We start from the raw sequence: 21099 nt of genomic DNA, 5'->3' as shown, positions 1-21099 counted from the left end.
AAAATCAGAACTGGCGAGTAATCGTCAGCGGGCTTCTCCGGGTGGGGGCGGTCGGTCACCGTATGGATCCAGATGTCCCACGGGATGGACCGGTTCGTCCCTCGATCAGAGGACAGAGGTGCCTGTGAGCGCGAACGGAACGGATCCCGACCCGAGCGGGTCAACGGACGTCCCCACCGGTCCGCAGCGCCGCGCGATCTGGGTTCCCGAGCCCGCCGAACTGTCCGATGTGGAACTGCTTCTGGACGGTGCTTTCCGGCCGCTGCGCGGTTTCCTCTCCGCCGCCGACGTCGAGTCGGTGCGCACCAGGCAGCAGCTCGGTGACGACGTGCCGTGGCCCGAGCCGGTCATGCTGACCGTGCCCGCCGAGGTCGCGGCGGCCGAGGAGATCGAGCTGCGCGATGTCGAGGGCGCCCCGGTCGCGGTCGTCCGCAACGACGAGCCCTGGTGCGACGGGTCCGGGTGGCACCCGGCGGGCCCGGTGGTGGCCGCCGAGGAACCCGTCGGAGTGCTGCGCAAGATTCGCCCGCCCGCCTGCCAGGTCCGCGCGGAGCTCCCGTCGCGCGAGGTGCTCGCCGTGCTGCCCGAGGCGCCGCTGCACCACCGCGAGCTCGCCCAGATCCGCCAGCTGTCCGCGGAGCTCGACGCGCAGGTGCTGGTGCTGCCGCGGATGGCGGGCCCGCGCCCGGAAGCGCTGGTGCAGTCGGTGCTGGCGGCTCGCCCGGAATTGCCCGAGGGCACCACGATCATCCCGGTCCCGCTGGTGCGTCGCGCCGATCCGAAGCGCGACGCCCTGCTCGCCGCGCACGTCGCGGCCGCGTACGGTGCCACCCACCTGATCGCGGACGGTCCCCTCGAACAGGCTCCGCTCCACGTGCTCGAACCCCCCGAACTGGTCCGCGATCGCGCGGACCAGTGGCGTCCCGCCGCTCAGGTCGCACCCACCGAGCGCAGGCCCGGGCTCAGCGACGAGGGGCTGCGCGCACTGCTCGACAGCGGCTCCGAGCTGCCCGACTGGTTCACCACGCCCGAGATCGCCGAGCAGCAGCGCAGGTTGCACCCCCCGCTGACCGCGCGCGGGTTCACGGTGCTGTTCACCGGCCTGTCCGGGGCGGGGAAGTCGACGCTGGCCCGAGCGCTGCGCGACGAGCTCAGCCGCCACGACCACCGCGCGGTGACGCTGCTCGACGGCGACGTGGTGCGCCGGACCCTGTGCGAGGGGCTGGGCTTCTCCGCCGAGGACCGCAGTCGCAACGTCCGCCGCATCGGTTACGTCGCCGCTGAGGTCACGCGGCACGGCGGTGCGGCCATCTGCGCTCCCATCGCGCCGTACCACGCCGACCGCGAGGCGGTGGGCCGAATGGTGCGCGATGCGGGGGGATTCGTGCTGGTCCACGTCGCGACACCGCTGGGCGAGTGCGAGCGCCGGGACCGCAAGGGCCTCTACCGGAAGGCGCGCAGCGGGTCGCTGCCGGAGTTCACCGGTGTCTCGGCGCCTTACGAGGTCCCCGACGACGCGGATCTCGCGCTGGACACCTCGGAGCTGTCGCAGGACGAGGCGGTGGAGCGCGTCGTCGCGCTGTTGCGCGAGCGGGGCTGGGTGCGGTCGTGGACTTCGGTGTAGCGGGGACCGGACTGCTCACCGGCTTGATGGTGGGCGTGACCGGCATGGGTGGCGGAGCGCTGACCATGCCGCTGCTGACGCTGGTCTTCGGCGTGCCGCCGCTGGCCGCGGTGTCCTCGGACCTGGTGGCCTCGGCGGTGATGAAGCCGCTGGGCGCCGCGGTGCACCTGCGGCGCCGAACGGTGCAGCCGAAGCTCGTCGGCTGGTTGTGCCTCGGTTCGCTGCCGTGCGCTGCGGTCGGGTCGCTGCTGGCCGGATCGCTGGGCAGCGGCGCCGAATCGGTGCTCAAGGAGGTCGTCGGCGGCGCGGTGCTGCTGGCCGCGATCACGCTGTTCGCCCGGATGCTGCTGTCCCATCGTCCCTCCACATCGGACGGCACCCGGGCCAGCCCCGTTCCCACCGTGCTGCTCGGCGCGGTGGCCGGACTCGTGGTGGGCACGACCTCGGTGGGCTCCGGCTCGATCATCATCGTGGTCCTGCTGCTGCTCAACCGGGGGCTGAGCTCGGCGCGGCTGGTCGGCACCGATCTCGTCCAGGCCGTGCCGCTGGTGCTGGTCTCGGCGATCGGGCACCTGTTCGCCGGTGACGTCCACATCGGACTGGTCGGCTCGCTGCTGACCGGTTCGATCCCCGGTGTGCTGGTGGGCTCGCTGATCTCGGCCAAGGTCCCGGACCGGCCGGTCCGGCTGCTGCTCGGCGGCATGCTGGTGACCACCGGGCTGATGATGCTCGGCAGCGACGTCCTCCCGGGAGTCTCGGCAGGACTGCTGGTGGTGCTGTTCGGCGCGGTGATTCCACTGCTGCGCAGCGCGATTTCGTCGCGGCGGGCGCCCGCCGCGAATGATCGAAAGGGAGGTAGTGGGGTGAGCGACGACCACGAGTTGGCCGTGCGGCTGGCACGACGGGCGGGGCAACGCCTGCTCGAGGTGCGCGAAGGGTCCGACTTGGAGCCCCGCGCGCTCGGCGACGCGGGCGACGCGGCGGCCCACGAGCTGCTCGTCGACGCGCTCGCGCAGGAGCGCCCGGGGGATCCGGTGCTGTCCGAGCACGGCATCGCCGGACCGGAACGGGTTGCGGGGGAGCGGGTGTGGATCGTCGATCCGCTCGACGGGACGCGCGAGTTCACCGAAGCCGGCCGCTCCGACTGGGCGGTGCACGTCGCCCTCGCGGAAGGCCACCGGGTCATCGCCTCCGCCGTCGCCCTCCCGGCCCAGGACGTCGTGCTCGGCACCGGAGAGCCGCCGGCGCAACCCACGCACGGCCTGGTGCGCCCGCGCATCGCGGTCAGCCGCAGCAGGCCGCCGGAGTTCGTCGCGCAGATCGCCGAGGAGATCGGCGCCGAGCTCGTCCCGATGGGGTCCGCGGGCGCGAAGATCACCGCCGTGGTCCTCGGTGACGTCGACGCCTACCTGCACGCCGGCGGGCAGTACGAGTGGGACAGCGCCGCCCCGGTCGGGATCGCGCAGGCCGCCGGACTGCACACCAGCCGGCTCGACGGCACCGAACTCGTCTACGACCGCCCCGACCCGTGGCTGCCGGACCTGCTGGTCTGCCGCCGCGAGCTGGCCGTGGACCTGCTCGCCGCTCTGCCCGACCCGTTGGAGAGGAGTCGATGATGCCCGCCGGACTGTCCCGTCTGGACGTGCTGGAATCCGAGGCGGTGCACCTGATCCGAGAGGTCGTCGCCGAGAGCGACCGTCCCGCGCTGCTGTTCTCCGGTGGCAAGGACTCCGCGGTGCTGCTCAAGCTCGCCGAGAAGGCCTTCGCCCCGGCGCCGATCCCGTTCCCCGTGCTGCACGTCGACACCGGCCACAACTTCGAGGAGGTCCTGGACTTCCGGGACCGCCGCGTCGCCGAGCTCGGCGTGCGACTCGTGGTCGGGTCGGTGCAGGAGTCCATCGACGCCGGGCGCACCACCGAACCCGAGGGATCGGTCAGCCGGAACCGGCTGCAGACGGCGTCGCTGCTGGAAGCCATCGCGCAGCACCGCTTCGACGCGCTGTTCGGCGGGGCCCGCAGGGACGAGGAACGCGCCCGAGCCAAGGAGCGCATGCTGTCCTTCCGCGACGCCTTCGGCCAGTGGGATCCGCGAAACCAGCGGCCGGAGCTGTGGAACCTCTACAACGGCATGATCCACCCGGGCGAGAACGTGCGCGCCTTCCCGCTGTCGAACTGGACCGAGCGCGACGTCTGGACCTACATCGACCACGAGGACGTCGAGCTGCCGTCGCTGTACTTCGCGCACAACCGCAAGGTGTTCGAGCGCGACGGGATGTTGCTCGCCGACAACCCCTTCCTGCCGCGCGGTGCCGAGGAGCCGCTGATCGAGCGGTCCGTGCGGTTCCGCACCGTCGGCGACATGACCTGCACCGGTGCCGTCGAGTCCGCTGCGGTCACGGTGTCCGAGGTGATCGCCGAGATCGCCGCGACCAGGATCTCCGAGCGCGGCCAGACCCGCGCCGACGACCGCACCAGCGCGGCGGCGATGGAGGACCGCAAGCGGGAGGGATACTTCTGATGACCACCACCGAACCGGTCTTCGCCCCGGCCGACAGCCTGCTGCGCTTCGCCACGGCCGGTGCTGTCGACGACGGCAAGAGCACGCTGATCGGGCGGCTGCTGCACGACTCCAAGTCGCTGCTGGCCGACCAGCTCGAACAGCTGGAGGTGGCCAGCAAGGAGCGCGGCGACGAGCAGCTGGACCTGGCGATGCTCACCGACGGCCTGCGGGCCGAGCGCGAGCAGGGCATCACCATCGACGTCGCGCACCGCTACTTCGAGACGGCCCGGCGCGCGTTCATCATCGCCGACACCCCCGGCCACGCCCAGTACACCCGCAACATGGTCACCGGTGCCTCCACCGCCGACCTGGCGATCGTGCTGGTCGACGCCCGCAACGGGCTGACCGAGCAGAGCCGCAGGCACGCAGTGCTGGCCGGTCTGCTGCGGGTGCCCCGGCTGGTGCTGGCGGTCAACAAGATGGACCTGGTCGGCTACGACGAATCCGCCTTCCACTCCATCACCGCGGAGTTCGCCGCGTTCACCGAGCGTCTGAACCTCCAGGACGTCACCGCCATCCCGATCTCGGCGCTGCGCGGTGACAACGTGGTGGACCGCTCGGTGACGATGCCCTGGTACGAGGGACCGTCGCTGCTGGAACACCTGGAGCAGGTCGAGGTCACCGACGAGACCGGCCCGTTCCGGCTGCCCGTGCAGTACGCGATCCGCGCGCAGGACGAGGACTACCGGGGTTACGCCGGTCAGATCGCGGGCGGCTCGATCGCGCCCGGCGAGGAGGTGCTGCACCTGCCCTCCGGGATGCGCAGCCGCGTCGACGCGGTCGACACCGCCGACGGCGAGCTGGACCGGGGCCGGGCACCGCAGTCGGTCGCGCTGCGGCTGGCCGAGGACATCGACGTCGGCCGGGGCGACGTGCTCTGCGCGGTCGGGCAGCCGCCGGTCGCCGCTGAGGAGCTGACCGCGACGGTGTGCTGGATGTCGCCGAAGTCCGCGCTGACCCCGGGAACCCGGGTGCTGCTCAAGCACACCACCCGGGTGGTCAAGGCGATCGTCACCGAGGTCCGCGAACGGCTCGACGTCACGACGCTGGAACGCGGACCCGCGGAGTCGTTGGAGCTCAACGACATCGGCGAGGTCGCGATCCGCCTGGCGCAGCCGGTGTTCTGCGATCCCTACGAGCGCAACAGGTTCACCGGTGGCGCGGTGCTCATCGACGAGTCCAGCCACGCGACGGTCGGCGCGGTCCTGATCCGCGAAGCGCACTGACAGACCGGGAACAGCACGACGAAGGAGCAAAGAATGGTCAAGATCATCGGGGCCGGGTTCGGCCGGACCGGTACCGCGTCGATGAAGGCGGCGCTGGAGCACCTCGGTTTCGCGCCGTGCTACCACATGTTCGAGGTCATCGCCCAACCCGAGCGGGCGAAGGACTGGGACCGCGCGCTCGACGGAGCGGTCGACGACTGGGAGACGGTGCTCGGCGGATTCGAGTCCACCGTGGACTGGCCGGGCTGCACCTTCTGGCGCGAGCTCATGGACTTCTACCCGGACGCCAAGGTGCTGCTCACCGTCCGCGACCCGGAGCGCTGGTACGACAGCGTTTTCAACACGATCTACCAGTTCGTCAAGGAGCCGCCGGCCGACGACGCGTTCAGCACCCAGATGCGGCCGACCATAGAGCGGATGATTTGGAACGGCACCTTCGACGGCCGCTTCGAGGACCGGGAGCACGCCATCAAGGTCTTCGAGGACCACAACGCCGCGGTCCAGGAGGCCGTCCCTGCGGACCGGCTGCTGGTCTACAAGGTCGGCGAGGGCTGGGACCGGCTGTGCGAGTTCCTCGACGTCCCTGTTCCCGAGCAGGGGTTCCCGCACGTCAACGACTCCGGCTCGATCCGCGACCTGGTCGAGCAGACCCAGCGCGAGGGCAAGTACTCCTCGCCGTTCGAAGCCTGAGGGAAACGGGGAAGTTTTCATGAAAACTTCCCCCACTTCCGCACTGGCCACACATCCTTGCGTTTCGAGCCTCTTCGAGGAGACCCATGTCCGCCAACAAGTTGGACCGCAGATCGGTGCTGCGGCTGCTCGCCGCAGCACCGCTGGTCCCCGCAGCGCTGTCGGGCACGGCGCAGGCCGCGCCCCGCGCCGGCACGCTGGGTGCCGACCTGGTCAGCCGCCCCGACCTGCACCCGCCGCTGATGGAGATCATCACCCCGGCGGCGGGTACCGAGCCGGGGTACGTGCTGCTCACGCCCACGGGCGCGAGCACGATGGACGCGAGCGCGCCCGCACCCCGCGCGCCGATCCAGCCGGGTTCGATGCTCATGGACGACACCGGGCAGGCGGTCTGGTTCGGGCCGGCGACCGACGGTGTGCAGTTCGACCTGAAGGTCCAGCAGTACCAGGGGAAACCGGTCCTGACGTTCTGGGAGGGCTCCGTCGTGGTGCCGCCCGGGTTCGGTCACGGCACGTTCGTGGTCCTCGACGAGACCTACACCCGGATCGCCGAGGTCGCCCCGGTCAACGGCCTGACCGGTGACCTGCACGAGTTCATCATCACGCCGCAGGGCACGGCCCTGCTGCTGGCCTACCGCGAGGTCCGCGTCGACACGACGCCGGTGGGCGGGCAACCGAACTCGAAGGTGCTGGAAGGCGTGGTGCAGGAGATCGACATCGCCTCCGGCGAGCTGGTCTTCGAGTGGAACAGTCTGGAGCACGTGGGCCTGGACGAGACGTTCTTCCCGGTGCCGAAGGACCCCGAGCAGTTCCACGACTACATCCACCTCAACTCCATCTGCGAGGACGGCGACGCCGTGCTGATCTCCGCTCGCTGCACGCACGCCGTCTACCGCATCGATCGCAAGAGCGGGGACGTGAAGTGGCGGCTGTGCGGGAGCAAGAGCGACTTCGCGATGGGTGACGACGCGGCGTTCGCCTGGCAGCACGACGTCCGCCGGCACGCGGACGGTTCGCTCAGCCTGTTCGACAACGCCGACGCGGCCGGTCGTGGCAAGTCGCGCGGCATGACGTTGCAGGTCGACGAGTCGGCGAAGACGGCGACGTTGCTGCGCAGCGCCGAGAGCCCGGAGGGTCTGCTGGCGCCCAACCAGGGCAACGCCCAGATGCTGGCCAACGGGCACATGTTCGTCGGCTGGGGCGGCAAGCCGTACTTCACCGAGTTCGGCCCGAACGACGAGGTGCTGTTCCACGGCCGCTTCGCGGAGTCGATGGGCTCCTACCGCGCCTACCGCGCGCAGTGGGTCGGCAAACCGACCGATTCCCCCGCGGTGGCCGGGCAACCCGGCGACGGCGTGACCAGCGTCTACGCCAGCTGGAACGGCGCCACGGAGGTGGCCACCTGGCGAGTCCTGGCAGGCCCGGACGACCAGAACCTCGCCCCGGTCCTCGACGCCCCCAAGTCCGGCTTCGAAACCAAGATCGACGTCCAAGGCCCCCAAGCCTTCGTAGCGGTCGAAGCCCTCGACACGGGCGGAACGGTCCTCGGCAGGTCCGCTGCGGTTGCTGTGGCGTGAGGCAGTTCCCAGTTTTAGTCCTAATTGGGCGGCTTTCGTGCCCGAAATGTCTGCTCAGTTTGGACTAAAACTGGGACTTGGTGAGGAAGGAGACATCGTGACCAGCAGGAAGGGAAGGGAGGTTAGGATGTTTTAGACGCTAAGGAGTGCTGATCGTGACCAGGCGCGCGCAGGACGCGAGTGGGAGCGATGCGGCGGTTCCAGCCGCGGAGGACGAGCGGGAGGTTCGCCGCCGGTGTCGCCGGGCGCTCGGGGTCACCACGCTCGGGTTGATGCTGGTGCTGGTCAACACCACGTCGCTGAACCTGGCGCTGCCCGCGCTGTCGGCCTCCTTCCAGGTCCCGGCTGCCACGGCCGACTGGTTCCTGGTGGCGTTCATGCTCAGCAACACCGCGTCCATCCTGGTGTTCAGCCGGATCTCCGACATGCTGGGGCGGCGGACGATCTACCTCGCCGGTCTGGTCTGCTTCACCACGATCAGCCTGCTGTGCGCCTTCGCGCCGAACGCCACCGCGCTGATCGTGCTGCGCGCGCTGCAGGGCATCGCGGCCGCCACCACCGTCACCAACACCACCGCGATCCTCACCGACGTCTTCCCGTCCGACCGGCTGGTGCGCGGCCTCAGCCTGAACATCACCGCCGCGTCCATCGCGCAGATGATCGGTCCGGCTCTGGGCGGACTGCTGGTCACCTTCGTCGGCTGGCAAGCGCTGTTCCTGGTCAACGTTCCCATCGGGATCCTGGCCGTGGCGCTGGGCGCGAGGCTCCTGCCGAAGCTGTCGCGCACTCGCGGGCCCGAAGAGCGCTTCGACGTCGCGGGAGCGGCGTTGTCCAGCACCGGGCTGGCCGTGCTGCTGTTCGGCATCAACCGCATCGGCCCGTGGGGCGCGGCCGACCCGCGGGTGTGGACGGCGATCCTGCTCGGAATCGCGCTGCTCGTGGCGTTCGTGCTGGTGGAGCTGCGGATCTCGGCTCCGCTGCTGGACTTCCAGCTGGTGCGCCGCCCCGGCCGCGGACAGGCCTACGGGGCCGCGTTCTTCAACTCCTTCTGCCGCGCGGGCGTCGTGGTCCTGGTCGGCCTGCACCAGCAGATGGTGGAGCACCGCACGGCGCTGGAGGCCGGGTTCATCGTGATGCCGCTGGCGCTGCTGATGATGCTGTGCGCGCCGTTGAGCGGCCGGCTGTCGTCCCGCTGGTCGGCGCGCACCCTGTCGAGCCTCGGTGCGGTGCTGGTCGTGCTCGGCATCGTCGGCCTCGCCGGTCAGCTGGCGACCGCGGGAGCGCCGCTGCTGCTCATGACTCTGTGGCTGGGGCTCATCGGTGGTGGAACCGGTCTGTTCACCGCCCCGAACACCGGCTCGATCATGGCCGGTGTCAGCAGCGACCGGCGCGCGGTGGCCAACGGGATCCGCTCGATGCTGTTCAACAGCGCTCAAGCGGCCGGGACCGCGGTGGCGCTGCTGATCCTGACCAGCTGGCTCGGATCCTCGGGCGTCGCCTCCTACGCCGCGAACGCCGACGACAGCACCGTGCGGCTGGGTTTCGCGGTGGCCGCCGGAGCGATGGGTCTGGCCGCGCTGTCCGGGCTCGTGCTGTCGCTGGCGCGCGGCGGCCCCTGGCGGGCGCGCTGATCAGTCCAGGGCGTGCGCGTCGATGTGCGGCAGGTCGTGGGCGAGGCGGTCGCGCTTGGCGGTGAGGTAGTCGAGGTTGTGCTCGTGCGCCGGGGCGAGCAGCGGAACCCGTTCCACGACCGTGACTCCGGAGCGCTCCAACCCGCGCGACTTGTCCGGGTTGTTCGACAGCAGCCGGACCGAGCGCACCCCAAGATGCCGGAGCACCCTCGCCGCGGGACCGTAGTCGCGGGTGTCGACGGGATAGCCCAGCGTCGTCGCCGAGTCCACGGTGTCCAGCCCGCGCGAGTCCTGCAGCACCTGGGTGCGCACCTTCGCCACCAGGCCGATCCCGCGTCCCTCGTGACCGCGCAGGTAGACCAGCACGCCGCGGCCCTCCTCGACGATCCGATCCAGCGCGAGGTCGAGCTGGTCACCGCACTCGCAGCGCAGCGCCCCGAACACGTCGCCGGTCAGGCACTCCGAGTGGACCCGCACCAGGACGTCCTCGCTCGTCGCGGAGCCGAAGACCAGCGCCATGTGCTCGAATCCGTCGACCGGGTCGCGGAACGCCAAGGCGCGGAACGGGCCTCGCCGCGTCGCCAACCGCGACTCGGCGACGTCCCCTTCCGCGATGATGTCCCGACTCGCTCGCTCGCGCATGCGACCCCCTCGTCACCTCGGCCACCGATCACTACGCTCGGTTCGGAACCCCGACAGTAACTCGCCAGGACAACGGAGGTCACCTTGTTCACCGTCACCGTTCGTGATCACGTGATGGTCGCCCACAGCTTCCGGGGCGAGGTCTTCGGTCCGGCGCAACGGCTGCACGGCGCCACTTTCGTGGTGGACGCGACGTTCACGCGCGAGGAGCTCGACGACGACAACATCGTCGTCGACATCGGACGCGCCACCGAACAGCTCGGCGACGTCCTCGGCGGCCTCAACTACCGCAACCTCGACGACGAACCGGAGTTCGCCGGGGTGAACACCTCCACGGAGTTCCTGGCGAAGGTCATCGCCGACCGGATCGCCGAGCGGGTGCACGCGGGGGCGCTCGGCGAAGGCGGGCGCGGGCTGCAGGGCCTGCGGGTCACGCTGCACGAGTCGCACGTGGCCTGGGCCGGGTACGAACGCGCGCTGTGAGAGTCCACTTCGTCCTCCCGGATGCCCAGCACCCCAGCGGCGGCAACGCCTACGACGCACACGCCGCCGCCGGGCTCTCGGCGCTCGGGTTCGACGTGCGGGAGGTCGCCGTCGCGGGAACCTGGCCACGGCCGGACGAGGCGGCGCGGGCCCGGTTGTCCGACGTGCTCGCCGCCGTCGCCGACGGGGGAGCGGTGCTGCTCGACGGGCTCGTGGCCTGCGGCGTTCCCGAGGTGGTCGGGGCCCACGCGGGCCGGCTGCGGATCGCGGTGCTGGTCCACCTGCCGCTGGCGGACGAGACCGGGCTGAACCCGGACGAGGCCGCGATGCTCGACGCCGCCGAACGCCGGACGCTGCGCGCGGCCGATCTCGTCATCAGCACCAGCCCGCAGGCCGCGCAGCGGCTCGTGGACCACCACGGACTCCACCCCGACCGCGTGCGCACCGCTGCGCCCGGGACGGAACCGGCGCCCCTCTCGCCCGGCACCGACGGCGTGTCGCGGATCCTCTGCGTCGCCTCGGTGACGCCTCGGAAGGGCCACGACGTCCTGCTCGAAGCGCTCGCGGGAACGTCCCTGACCTGCGACGTCGTCGGACCGCAGCCCGATCCTGCCACCCTGGACCTGCTCCGGGCGCTGATCGAGCAGCACGGGCTCGGCCGGCGGGTGACCCTGCGCGGCCCGCTGACAGGTGCCGATCTCGGCGACGCCTACGCCGCCGCCGACCTGCTGGTGCACCCCTCCCGCGCCGAGACCTACGGCATGGCCGTGACCGAGGCGCTGGCGCGCGGCATCCCGGTGATGGCCAGCGCCACCCCGGACGCGCTCGGCGACGGCGGCCTGCTCCTGCCACCCGGCGATCCCGGTGCGCTCGCCGAGGCCCTGCACCGGTGGGTGGGTGACCCCGGGTTCCGGTCCGGGATGCGGGCGGCGGCGCGCCGACGCAGGGAGGAGCTGCAGACGTGGTCGGCGAACGCGCGGCAGCTGGGCGCGGCGCTGGCTAGCCTGGAGGCATGACCGCCGCCGGTTTCGCCCCGGAGTGGCTGACGCTCCGCGAACGCGCCGATGCCGAGGCCCGCGCGGCGGACCTGCTGGTACCGCTGCGCGAGTCGCTGCCGAAGTCGCGCCTGGTCATCCGCGACCTGGGCTGCGGCACCGGCTCCATGGGCCGCTGGCTGACCGGGCACCTCGACGGACCGCAGCACTGGGTGCTGCACGACCGGGACCCGCGCCTCCTGGAACTCGCGGGCGCGACGGTGACCGGTGACGACGTCACGGTCGAGCTCCGCCACGGCGATCTGGCCGCCCTGCGCGGACCCGATCTCCACGGAACCTCGCTGGTCACGGCCTCGGCCCTGCTCGACGTGCTCACCCCCGCCGAGGTGCGCGCGCTGGCCGCCGCGTGCGTCGAAGCCCGCTGTCCCGCACTGCTGACGCTGACCGTGGTGGGCCGCGTCGAACTCGATCCGGTGGAGCCGCTGGACGCGCGGTTCGAAGCCGCGTTCAACCGGCACCAGCGCCGTCACCTGCTGGGACCCGACGCGGTGCCGGTCGCCGTCGACGCGTTCGAAGCGCTCGGCGCGGGGGTCCTCACCCGGCCGAGCCCCTGGCGGCTCGGGCCGGGTCCGCTGGCCGAGGAGTGGCTGCGCGGCTGGGTCGGCGCCGCGTGCGAGCAGGATCCGGACCTGCTCCCGGAGGAGTCCGGCTACCTGCGCCGGCGGACCGGGGACGTGCGGGTCGTGGTCCACCACGCCGATCTGCTGGCGATGCCGGGGGAGTCGGCGTGATCCGGCGGATGTGGCCCTGGCTGCGCGTTCTCGTGGCGGTCGGCATCCTCGCGGTGCTGGTGTGGCGGCTGGGCACGGACGCGTTCCTGGACGGCGTGCGGTCGATCGACCCGCCCGCGGTGCTCGCGGCGCTGGGAATCGGGCTGGTCACCACCGGCTGCAGCGCGTGGCGCTGGTGCGTGGTCGCGCGCGGTCTCGGTCTGCGGCTGCCGCTGCGCGTCGCCGTGGCCGACTACTACCGCGCGCTGCTGCTCAACGCGGTGCTGCCCGCCGGAGTGCTCGGAGACGTGCACCGAGCCGTCAGCCACGGCCACCGTTCCGGCGACATCGGCGCCGGTGTCCGAGCCGTCGTGCTGGAACGCTTCGCCGGGCAGCTCGCCCTCGTCGCCGTCGCGGGAGCCGTCCTGGTCACCGGCCCGTCGCTGCCGTTCCACCTCGGTCCGGGGCTGATCGTCGTCGCGGCCCTGGCGGGCCTGAGCCTGCTGGTCCCGGCGGTGCGCCGGGCGGTGCTGGCGCTCTGGCGGGACGCGCGTCGCGGCGTGTTCACCCTGCGGGCGGCCGGTCCCGTGGCGGTCTCCTCGGTCGTGACGGTCGCGGGGCACCTGGCGATGTTCCTGGTCGCCGCGCGGGTCGCGGGCGCTGACGTGCCGTTCGAGACGCTGCTCCCGCTGTTCGTGCTGGCGCTGCTGGTGATGGCCCTGCCCGTCAACGTCGGCGGGTGGGGGCCGCGGGAGGCGTTCCTGGCGGTCGCCTTCGCCGCCACCGGGCTCGTCCCGGCACTGGGCCTGGCGACCGCGGTGGTCTACGGCGTGCTCGCGGTCGTCGCCGCGCTGCCGGGTGCTCTGGTGCTCCTCCGGCGTTCAGCGCAGCGCCGCGAGGTGGTCGCCGAAGGTCGTGACGAGAGCGGAGAGAAGGTCGCGTCCCTTGTCGGCTGAGGCCAGCGACGGCCTCCCGATCACGCCCGACTCGGCGTAGCGCGGCATCCCGGTGGTGAGCAGGTGCCTGCGGTCGTCGGCGAGGTGATCGCCGGTCTCGTACCCGGGCCGGACCAGCTCGGGGTGGGCGTGCAGCAGGATCGAGGTCTCCACCTCGCCCGCGTGCATGTCGCTGCGGGACGGCGTCTCGACGCCCGCGGCGGAGCGCGCGGCGTCCCAGTCACCGGGCATCGGGAACAGCGCCATGTCCCCGGCGGCCTCCTGGACCACGTTGGACAGCACGTAGTTGCCGCCGTGACCGTTGACCAGCACCAGCTTCGGCACCCCCGAGCGGCGCAGCGAGTCGAACACGTCGGCGACCACCAGGCTCAGCGTCCGCGCGGAGATGCTCACGGTTCCCGGCCAGCCGGAGTGCTCCTGCGAGCAGGAGATCGTCACCGGGGACAGCAGCTGCACCGGGTGGGCGGCGGCGAGCTCACGCGCGATCGTGCAGGCGATGACCGTGTCGGTCACCAGCGGCAGGTGGGCGCCGTGCTGCTCGAGGCTGCCGATCGGGAGCACCGCGACATCGGCCCCGCGATTCCGCACGTCCTCCGTCGTGTCACCGGCGAGCATGGTCCGCACCGTAGTCAATCCGGTGGCACAGCGCCGGAAGTTCGCCGGAGAGCAGTTCCGGCATCTCCTCGAAGCGGCTCTGCCCGGTGATCAGGGAGTCGAAGACCGGATCGGCGAGGAGCCGGAGCGCCAGCGCCATCCGCTCGCCGTGGTCGCGGCGCGGATGTGCCACCACCCCGACCTGGCTGCTGCGGATGGTGAGCCGCCGGGAGTGGAAGAACTCGCCCAGCGGCAGGCTCACCCGCCGATCGCCGTACCAGCTCAGCTCCACCACGCGGCCCTCCGCCGCGAGCAGTTCCAGCGACCGGGTCAGGCCCTCCTCGCTGGCGCTGGCGTGCACCACCAGGTCGCGATCCCCGACGGCGTTCTCCGGTGTCGCGAAGGACGCGCCGAGCGCGTTCGCGGTCGCCTCGCGCGCGGGATCGACGTCCACCAGCTGCACCTCGACGCCTGGGAAGCGCGCCAGGAGCGCGGTCACCGCGCACCCGACCATCCCGCCGCCGACGACGGAGACGCGATCGCCGAGCAGCGGAGCCGCGTCCCACAGGGCGTTGATCGCGGTCTCGACGGTGCCGGCCAGCACGGCGCGCTCCGGCGGCACCTCGGGCGGCACGGGCGTGACCGCGTCGACCGGGACCACGTAGCGGGTCTGGTGCGGGAACAGGCAGAACACGGTTCGCCCTTCCCACCCGGGCGGGCCGGTCTCGACCACGCCGACGTTGAGGTAGCCGTACTTGACCGGCCACGGGAACTCGCCCTCCTGGAACGGAGCCCGCATCCGCTGGTGCTGGGAGGAGGGGATTCGCCCCTGCAGCACGAGGCTTTCGGTTCCCCTGCTCACCGCCGAGTGCAGGGTGCGCACCTCGACCTGATCCGGCGGACACGCCGGGAGCGCGACGGGCCGAATCTCGCACTTGCCCGCCGAAGTGACCCACAATGCTCGTGCGGCCTCAGCCATGGACGACCTCCGAAACCAGGGTGGCGATGATCGAACTCCACCGCAACACAGCCGAGCACCTGGCGTGGGCCGCTGTCCAGGTCGGCGCGCTCGCCGCGGTGGCTGCGACGACCGGTCTCGGGCCGGTCGGCTGGGCAGCGGGGATCGTCTGCGCGATCGTCGTCGGAGGGCTGCTGCGACGCGCGATGCGACGGCACGGCAGGACGTCGCTGCACCCCGCCGACCGCATCACGCTGGTCCGCGCGGTGCTGACCATCGTGATCACCGCCCTGGTGGTCGACCGCGCGGAGCCGACGATCATCGTCGTGCTCGGAGTGCTGGCGTTGATCAGCGACTTCGTCGACGGGAAGCTGGCCCGGCGCACCGGGACGGTGTCGGAGTTCGGCGCGCGGCTGGACATGGAGGTCGACGCGTTCCTGATCCTGGTGCTCAGCGCGCACGTCTCGGTGGCGTTCGGGTGGTGGGTGCTGACGATCGGAGCGATGCGCTACGCGTTCGGGGCCGCTTCCTGGGCCGCGCCGTGGCTTCGCGCCGGGCTGCCGCCGAGCCTGGCCCGCAAGACCGTCGCCGCGGTGCAGGGGATCGTGCTCGTCGCCGCGTCCTCGGGGATCGTGCCGCGCGCACGCGAGCTGATCGCGTTGGCGCTGCTGGCACTCCTGTGGTCGTTCGGGCGGGACGTGCTGTGGCTCAGCCGGTCTCGGAATCGATGTTCGGGAAGTAGCGCAGCACGGCCACATCGCCGATCTTCGCCACGTCTTCGAGGTGGAAGCGGCGGGCGGGGCCGCCGGGGAACTCGGCGGGGTTCAGGAAGCGCGGCGCAGCGGCCTGCCCGATGAACATCGGCGCGATCGCCATGCGGATCTCGTCGGCCAGTCCCGCTCTGAGGAACTCGGTGTGGATGCCGGTGCCGCCCTCGACCAGGAGTCGCTCGACGCCGCGTTCGGCCAGGTCGTCGAGCAGCGCGCCGAAGTCGAGCGTTCGTCCGAGAGAAGCGATTTCGGTCAGATCGGCCAGTGACCTCCGGGCTGCGGCCGCGCCGGAGTCGGTGGTGTAGACGAGCTTTCCGCCTTCGAGGTGCCACAGCCGTGACGCCGGGTCGAGCTCGCCGCTGCCGGTGACGACGACCTTGAGCGGGTGCTCCGGACGTCCGCGCGCGGCCCGTTGCGCGCACCGGTGCGCGCAACGGACGAGCAGGCGCGGGTCGTCCTTCCGGACCGTTCCCGCGCCGAGCAGGATCGCGTCCGACTCCGAGCGCATCTGATCGACGTGGTCGAAGTCCGCGGCGTTGGACAGCGGGAACCGCTGCGCGCCCACGTCGTCGATGCAGCCGTCCGCGCTCACGGCAACGCTGAGCAGTACGTGCGGGCGCCTCACCCCGCCCACGCTACCCAGTCGCGACCCCGAATCCTGCGGTTTTCGCACCGACGATTCCTGCGCTCTTCGTGCGCGTGGTTCGTGGTCGGTGGCGGGGGAGGCGAGCCCGGGGGCGTTAAACAAAGTGTTGACAAACCCGGTGATGACGGCCACTATTTTGGAAACCGGAAATATACATCCGCGATACGGAATTAAGGGGACGGCTGCGATGAGTCACGCACTGCCCTACGAGGTCAACTGCTCGATCCTGCTCACCGACCTGCCGCTGCTGGAGCGACCGGCCGCGGCCAAGGCGGCCGGGTTCGACGCCGTGGAGTTCTGGTGGCCCTTCGACACCGCGGTGCCCGCGCAGCGCGACGTGGACGCCTTCGTGCGCGCCATCGACGAGGCGGGAGTGCGGCTGGTCGGGCTGAACTTCTTCGCGGGCAACATGCCCGGGGGTGAGCGCGGTCTGGTCTCGTGGCCGGCGCGCAGCCGCGAGTTCCGCGACAACATCGACCTCACGGTCGAGATCGGCGAGCGCCTGGGCTGCACCGCGTTCAACGCCCTCTACGGCAATCGCGTCGACGACGCCTCGCCGGAGGAGCAGGACGCCCTGGCGCTGGAGAACCTCGCGCTCGCGGCCCGGTCGGCCGCGCGGATCGGCGGAACGGTGCTGGTCGAGCCGGTCAGCGGCCCGCAGCCGTACCCGTTGCGGACCGCCGCCGACGCCCTCGCGGTCATCGACCGCGTGCAGGCGGACTCGGGCGCCACCAACCTCGGGCTGCTCGCCGACCTGTACCACCTCGCGGCCAACGGCGACGACGTCGACAAGGTCATCGCCGACCACGTCGACCGCATCGCCCACGTGCAGATCGCCGACAACCCGGGCCGCAACGAGCCGGGCACGGGATCCCTGCCGCTGCAGCGCCAGCTCGCCGCGATCGAGAACGGCGGCTACCGCGGCTGGGTCGGTCTGGAGTACAAGGCCAGCGGCCAAGCGGGCCCCTTCGACTGGCTCCCGCGCGAGCGCCGCAGCTGAACGACAGAACTTCGAGGAGGAAGCAAGACATGAGCTCGATCGCGTTCATCGGCCTGGGTGTCATGGGCAGTCCCATGGCCGTGCACCTCGCCAACGCCGGCCACGACGTGACCGGATACAACCTCTCGCCGGACAAGTACGGCCCGCTCACGGCCGCGGGCGGCAGCACGGCAGGCTCGATCGCCGAGGCCGTCGCGGGCGCCGAGATCGTCTGCGTGATGGTTCCCGACAGCCCCGACGTGCGTGACGTGCTCACCGGTGAGGGCGGGGTCTACGCCAACGCCAAGCCGAACGCGCTGATCATCGACTTCTCCAGCATCCGGCCGGACGTCACCATCGAGCTCGCCCGGGAAGCGTCGGACAAGGGCTTCCGGCTGCTCGACGCCCCGGTCTCGGGCGGTGAGGCGGGCGCCAAGAACGCCGCTCTGTCCATCATGGTCGGTGGGTCCGACGAGGACTTCGCCGCCGCGGAACAGGTCTTCGAGCACGTCGGCAAGACCGTCGTGCACGTCGGCCCGACCGGAGCTGGGCAGACCGTCAAGGCCGCGAACCAGCTGATCGTCGCCTCGAACATCCAGGCGCTGGCGGAAGCGGTGGTGTTCGTCGAATCCTACGGCGTGGACACCGAAGCAGCGCTGGAAGTTCTCGGCGGCGGGCTCGCCGGGTCGGCGGTGCTGGAGCAGAAGCGCCGGAACATGCTCGACCGCAGCTTCGCCCCCGGTTTCCGCATCGACCTGCACCACAAGGACCTGGGCATCGTCACCGCCGCCGCCCGCGAATCCGGTGCTGTCGTGCCGCTGGGCTCGCTGCTCGCGCAGCTGATGGCCTCCGCTCGCGCCCACGGTGACGGCGGGCTCGACCACTCCGCGCTGCTGCGCGGCGTCGAACGACTCTCCGGTCTCAGCGACACCTGACCCTCCGCCGAAACGAGGACGAACATGACGCGAATGCGCACCGTGGACGCCGCCGCCCTCATCCTGGAGAAGGAGGGCGCCACGCAGACCTTCGGGCTGCCCGGCGCCGCGATCAACCCGTTCTACAGCGCGATGAAGAAGCACGGCGGCATCCACCACGTGCTGGCCCGGCACGTCGAAGCCGCGTCCCACATGGCTGAGGGCTACACGCGTGCCGATGCGGGCAACATCGGTGTGTGCGTGGGCACTTCGGGTCCCGCGGGCACCGACATGATCACCGGGTTGTACTCCGCATCGGCCGACTCGATCCCGATCCTGGCCATCACCGGCCAGGCCCCGGTCGCGAAGCTGCACAAGGAGGACTTCCAGGCGGTCGACATCCAGTCGGTGGCCCAGCCGGTCACCAAGTGGGCCGTGACGGTGCTCGAACCCGCTCAGGTCCCGGGCACCTTCCAGAAGGCCTTCCAGCTGATGCGCTCAGGTCGGCCGGGGCCGGTGCTGATCGACCTGCCGCTGGACGTGCAGCTGGCCGAGATCGAGTTCGACATCGACACCTACGAGCCGCTGCCGGTGGCCACCCCGGTGGCGACCCGAGCGCAGGTCGAGCACGCGCTGGAGATGCTCAACGCGGCCGAGCGGCCGCTGATCGTCGCAGGTGGCGGCGTCATCAACGCCGACGCTGCCGACCTGCTCGTGGAGTTCGCCGAAACGCTGGGCGTTCCGGTCGTGCCCACGCTCATGGGCTGGGGCGCGATCCCCGACGACCACCCGCTGTCGGCAGGCATGGTCGGACTGCAGACCGCGCACCGCTACGGCAACGCGACGATGCTGGAGTCGGACTTCGTGCTCGGCATCGGCAACCGCTGGGCCAACCGGCACACCGGTGGTCTGGAGACCTACCGACGGGGACGGACCTTCGTCCACGTCGACGTCGAGCCGACGCAGATCGGGCGCGTCTTCGCCCCGGACTACGGGATCGTCTCCGACGCGCGCGCCGCGCTGGAGGTCTTCGTCGAGGTGGCGCGCGAGTGGCGGGGGAGCGGCAAGCTCGCCGACCGCAGCGGGTGGAGCCAGGAGTGCCAGGTCCGCAAGACCGGGCTCCTGCGCAAGACCCACTTCGACGCGGCTCCGATCAAGCCGCAGCGGGTGTACGAGGAGATGAACCGCGCGTTCGGACCTGATACGCGCTACGTCTCCACGATCGGGCTCTCGCAGATCCAGGCGGCGCAGATGTTGCACGTCTACCGTCCGCGGCACTGGATCAACGCCGGCCAGGCCGGCCCGCTGGGCTGGACGGTGCCCGCCGCCATCGGGGTGGCCACCGCGGACCCGGAGTCCACAGTGGTCGCGGTCTCCGGCGACTACGACTTCCAGTTCCTCGTGGAGGAGCTCGCGGTCGGCGCGCAGTTCAACGTCCCGTTCGTGCACGTGCTCATCAACAACGCCTACCTCGGCCTGATCCGGCAGGCGCAGCGCGGTTTCGACATGGACTACTGCGTGCAGCTGGCCTTCGACAACATCAACGCACCGGAGGTCGCCGGCTACGGCGTCGACCACGTCAAGGTCGTCGAGGGGCTGGGGTGCAAGGCGCTGCGGGTCTTCGAGTCCGAGAGCATCTTCGACGCCTTGGAGCAGGCCAAGAAGCTCGTCGCCGAGCACCGGGTCCCGGTGGTGGTGGAGGTCGTGGTCGAGCGGGTCACCAACGTGTCGATGGGCAACGAGATCGATGCGGTCAACGAGTTCGAGGCGCTGGCGGAGTCCGGCGACGACGCTCCGACCGCAGTAGCGGGCCGGTCGTGAGACTGGTCAGGGTGGGTGAACCCGGCGCCGAGCGGCCGGGGGTGTTGGACGCTGCGGGCCTGGTCCGCGACGTGTCCGGGTTCGCCCACGACATCGACGGCGAGCTGCTGGCCGATCCTGAGCGGCTCGCCGCGATCGAGGCGGGCCGGGAGGCGCTCCCGGTCCTGCCCACCAGCCGGTTCGGGCCGCCCGTCGCGCAGCCGGGCAAGATCGTGGGCATCGGTCTCAACTACCACGACCACGCTGCGGCGGCGGGCACCGAACCGCCCGCCGAGCCCATCGTGTTCCTCAAGCCCAGCAGCGGGATCACCGGGCCGACGGACGAGATCGTGCTGCCACCGGGCAGCGATCACACCGACTGGGAGGCGGAGCTGGGCGTCGTGATCGGCACCCGGCTGCGCTCCTGCCCGGATCCCGCGACGGCGCTGCGCGCGGTGGCCGGGTACGTGGCGGCCAACGACGTCACCGAGCGCGCGCACCTCGGCAGCGGCCCGACCTGGGTGCGCGGCAAGTGCCACGACACGTTCAGCCCGCTGGGCCCGTGGCTGGTGACCGCCGACGAGATCCCGGACCCGCAGGCGTTGAGCATGGATCTGCGGGTCAACGGCACTCCGCGGCAGAGGAGCAGCACGGCCCACATGGTCTTCGGGGTCGCCGAGCTGGTGTCGCACCTCAGCGGCCTGATGACGCTTCACCCGGGTGACCTGGTGCTGACCGGGACCCCGGCGGGAGTGGCGGCTCTCCACCCGGAGCCGCGCCCATACCTCCGTCCCCACGACGTGATCGAGATCGAGGTCCAGCACCTCGGGCGCCAGCGATCCACGGTGCGGGGATAGGGGCCCGGGGCGGGAGACGAGCGCACTGCCGGGCGCAACCCTCCCGCCCCGGGAGCACCTCGGGGGAAGTTTTCATGGAAACTTCCCCCGGACAGTTCTGGTCCGAACTGACCGGACACAAGGGACATTGATCACGGACGGTTCGGACCAAAACCGCCCAGGGACAACGATCGGCGAGACCGCCGCGCGGCCCGTCAGGCCGGGAGCAGGCGCACCTGTCGCTCTGATGGGTAGTTCGAAGATCCACGATCGGGTGATCATGCGGACGGTTCGTGGCCGATTTGATCTAGGGGGAGATCGTTTCCGCAGGTCAGCCGGAATGTCCGTTTCCCTCTCATGTTGATCCGCTCGTGTGGCGAGCTCGCCGGGGGAGAATTAACGTTCGCTCCGCGTTGATCTCTCTATTTCGTGGATGTGCGACCGGATT

19 protein-coding genes and 1 pseudogene are annotated in these 21099 nt (G+C 71.2%); 16 read left to right on the top strand and 4 right to left on the bottom strand.

Annotation, left to right across the window (positions count from 1 at the left end):
* The first annotated feature begins 124 nt into the window (after nucleotides 1–124).
* From cysC to FHU35_RS02805, 7 genes are all read left to right on the top strand, one after another.
* Nucleotides 125–1624, top strand: a complete 1500-nt coding sequence (gene cysC / locus FHU35_RS02835) for an adenylyl-sulfate kinase (RefSeq protein ID WP_246110037.1) — start codon at nucleotides 125–127, stop codon at nucleotides 1622–1624.
* Nucleotides 1609–3240: a TSUP family transporter gene (locus tag FHU35_RS30290; protein WP_342788486.1), complete on the top strand. Its 1632-nt coding sequence runs from the start codon at nucleotides 1609–1611 to the stop codon at nucleotides 3238–3240. The genes cysC and FHU35_RS30290 overlap by 16 nt, the downstream gene beginning before the upstream one ends.
* Nucleotides 3237–4142: a sulfate adenylyltransferase subunit CysD gene (gene cysD / locus FHU35_RS02825; protein WP_145736405.1), complete on the top strand. Its 906-nt coding sequence runs from the start codon at nucleotides 3237–3239 to the stop codon at nucleotides 4140–4142. The genes FHU35_RS30290 and cysD overlap by 4 nt, the downstream gene beginning before the upstream one ends.
* Complete coding sequence (locus FHU35_RS02820) at nucleotides 4142–5410, top strand: sulfate adenylyltransferase subunit 1 (RefSeq protein ID WP_145736403.1); 1269 nt, start codon at nucleotides 4142–4144, stop codon at nucleotides 5408–5410. Before cysD ends, FHU35_RS02820 begins: the two co-directional genes overlap by 1 nt.
* Nucleotides 5411–5443: 33 nt before the next feature.
* Complete coding sequence (locus FHU35_RS02815; RefSeq protein ID WP_145736402.1) at nucleotides 5444–6100, top strand: sulfotransferase family protein; 657 nt, start codon at nucleotides 5444–5446, stop codon at nucleotides 6098–6100.
* A gap of 86 nt (nucleotides 6101–6186) precedes the next feature.
* Nucleotides 6187–7677, top strand: a complete 1491-nt coding sequence (locus FHU35_RS02810) for an arylsulfotransferase family protein (protein WP_145736400.1) — start codon at nucleotides 6187–6189, stop codon at nucleotides 7675–7677.
* Between the two features lie 155 nt (nucleotides 7678–7832).
* Nucleotides 7833–9308, top strand: coding sequence for an MFS transporter (locus tag FHU35_RS02805; RefSeq protein ID WP_145736398.1), 1476 nt, complete (start codon nucleotides 7833–7835; stop codon nucleotides 9306–9308).
* Here FHU35_RS02805 and FHU35_RS02800 read toward each other — a convergent pair whose 3' ends face one another.
* Nucleotides 9309–9950, bottom strand: a complete 642-nt coding sequence (locus tag FHU35_RS02800; RefSeq protein WP_145736396.1) for a GTP cyclohydrolase II — start codon at nucleotides 9948–9950, stop codon at nucleotides 9309–9311.
* An 84-nt stretch (nucleotides 9951–10034) separates the two neighbouring features.
* Here FHU35_RS02800 and FHU35_RS02795 point away from each other — a divergent pair, with 84 nt between their 5' ends.
* Genes FHU35_RS02795 through FHU35_RS02780 form a run of 4 tightly spaced genes read left to right on the top strand, consistent with a single transcriptional unit; the run spans nucleotide 10035 to nucleotide 13154 of the window.
* Nucleotides 10035–10433 carry a 6-pyruvoyl trahydropterin synthase family protein gene (locus tag FHU35_RS02795; protein ID WP_145736394.1) on the top strand — a complete coding sequence of 133 codons (399 nt, stop codon included), beginning with the start codon at nucleotides 10035–10037 and terminating at the stop codon, nucleotides 10431–10433.
* Nucleotides 10430–11449 carry a glycosyltransferase family 4 protein gene (locus tag FHU35_RS02790; RefSeq protein WP_246110035.1) on the top strand — a complete coding sequence of 340 codons (1020 nt, stop codon included), beginning with the start codon at nucleotides 10430–10432 and terminating at the stop codon, nucleotides 11447–11449. Before FHU35_RS02795 ends, FHU35_RS02790 begins: the two co-directional genes overlap by 4 nt.
* Nucleotides 11446–12219 (top strand): class I SAM-dependent methyltransferase, encoded by a 774-nt coding sequence (locus FHU35_RS02785; RefSeq protein ID WP_145736390.1) that lies wholly within the window; start codon nucleotides 11446–11448, stop codon nucleotides 12217–12219. Before FHU35_RS02790 ends, FHU35_RS02785 begins: the two co-directional genes overlap by 4 nt.
* Nucleotides 12216–13154, top strand: a complete 939-nt coding sequence (locus FHU35_RS02780; RefSeq protein ID WP_246110034.1) for a lysylphosphatidylglycerol synthase transmembrane domain-containing protein — start codon at nucleotides 12216–12218, stop codon at nucleotides 13152–13154. Before FHU35_RS02785 ends, FHU35_RS02780 begins: the two co-directional genes overlap by 4 nt.
* Here the strand turns inward: FHU35_RS02780 and FHU35_RS02775 are convergent.
* A complete protein-coding gene (locus FHU35_RS02775) occupies nucleotides 13080–13769 on the bottom strand; it encodes a creatininase family protein (protein ID WP_145736388.1) in 690 nt (229 codons plus the stop codon). The genes FHU35_RS02780 and FHU35_RS02775 overlap by 75 nt on opposite strands.
* The gene (locus tag FHU35_RS02770) at nucleotides 13756–14727 is read right to left on the bottom strand and encodes a zinc-dependent alcohol dehydrogenase (RefSeq protein WP_145736386.1); all 972 of its coding nucleotides are present in this window, start codon (nucleotides 14725–14727) and stop codon (nucleotides 13756–13758) included. The genes FHU35_RS02775 and FHU35_RS02770 overlap by 14 nt, the downstream gene beginning before the upstream one ends.
* Nucleotides 14728–14753: 26 nt before the next feature.
* Between FHU35_RS02770 and FHU35_RS02765 the strand changes: the two genes are divergently transcribed.
* A complete protein-coding gene (locus FHU35_RS02765) occupies nucleotides 14754–15563 on the top strand; it encodes a CDP-alcohol phosphatidyltransferase family protein (RefSeq protein ID WP_222429266.1) in 810 nt (269 codons plus the stop codon).
* Here FHU35_RS02765 and FHU35_RS29805 read toward each other — a convergent pair.
* A pseudogene (locus FHU35_RS29805) lies at nucleotides 15520–16041 on the bottom strand (RibD family protein); the annotation flags it as partial. The gene FHU35_RS02765 and the pseudogene FHU35_RS29805 sit on opposite strands and share 44 nt — an antisense overlap.
* A 268-nt stretch (nucleotides 16042–16309) precedes the next feature.
* Between FHU35_RS29805 and FHU35_RS02755 the strand changes: the two are divergent.
* From FHU35_RS02755 to FHU35_RS02740, 4 genes are read left to right on the top strand one after another with little or no spacing between them, the layout of a single operon-like run.
* Nucleotides 16310–17122 carry a hydroxypyruvate isomerase family protein gene (locus tag FHU35_RS02755; protein WP_145736382.1) on the top strand — a complete coding sequence of 271 codons (813 nt, stop codon included), beginning with the start codon at nucleotides 16310–16312 and terminating at the stop codon, nucleotides 17120–17122.
* Nucleotides 17123–17151: 29 nt separating this feature from the next.
* Nucleotides 17152–18036 carry a 2-hydroxy-3-oxopropionate reductase gene (locus tag FHU35_RS02750; protein ID WP_145736380.1) on the top strand — a complete coding sequence of 295 codons (885 nt, stop codon included), beginning with the start codon at nucleotides 17152–17154 and terminating at the stop codon, nucleotides 18034–18036.
* Between the two features lie 24 nt (nucleotides 18037–18060).
* A complete protein-coding gene (gene gcl, locus FHU35_RS02745; RefSeq protein ID WP_145736377.1) occupies nucleotides 18061–19836 on the top strand; it encodes a glyoxylate carboligase in 1776 nt (591 codons plus the stop codon).
* 11 nt (nucleotides 19837–19847) lie between these two features.
* Nucleotides 19848–20672, top strand: a complete 825-nt coding sequence (locus FHU35_RS02740) for a fumarylacetoacetate hydrolase family protein (RefSeq protein WP_342788485.1) — start codon at nucleotides 19848–19850, stop codon at nucleotides 20670–20672.
* The last annotated feature ends 427 nt before the right edge of the window (nucleotides 20673–21099 follow it).

It is taken from the genome of Saccharopolyspora dendranthemae, assembly GCF_007829955.1.
Lineage (GTDB): Bacteria > Actinomycetota > Actinomycetes > Mycobacteriales > Pseudonocardiaceae > Saccharopolyspora > Saccharopolyspora dendranthemae.
This window is presented reverse-complemented; position numbering and strand designations above follow the sequence as displayed.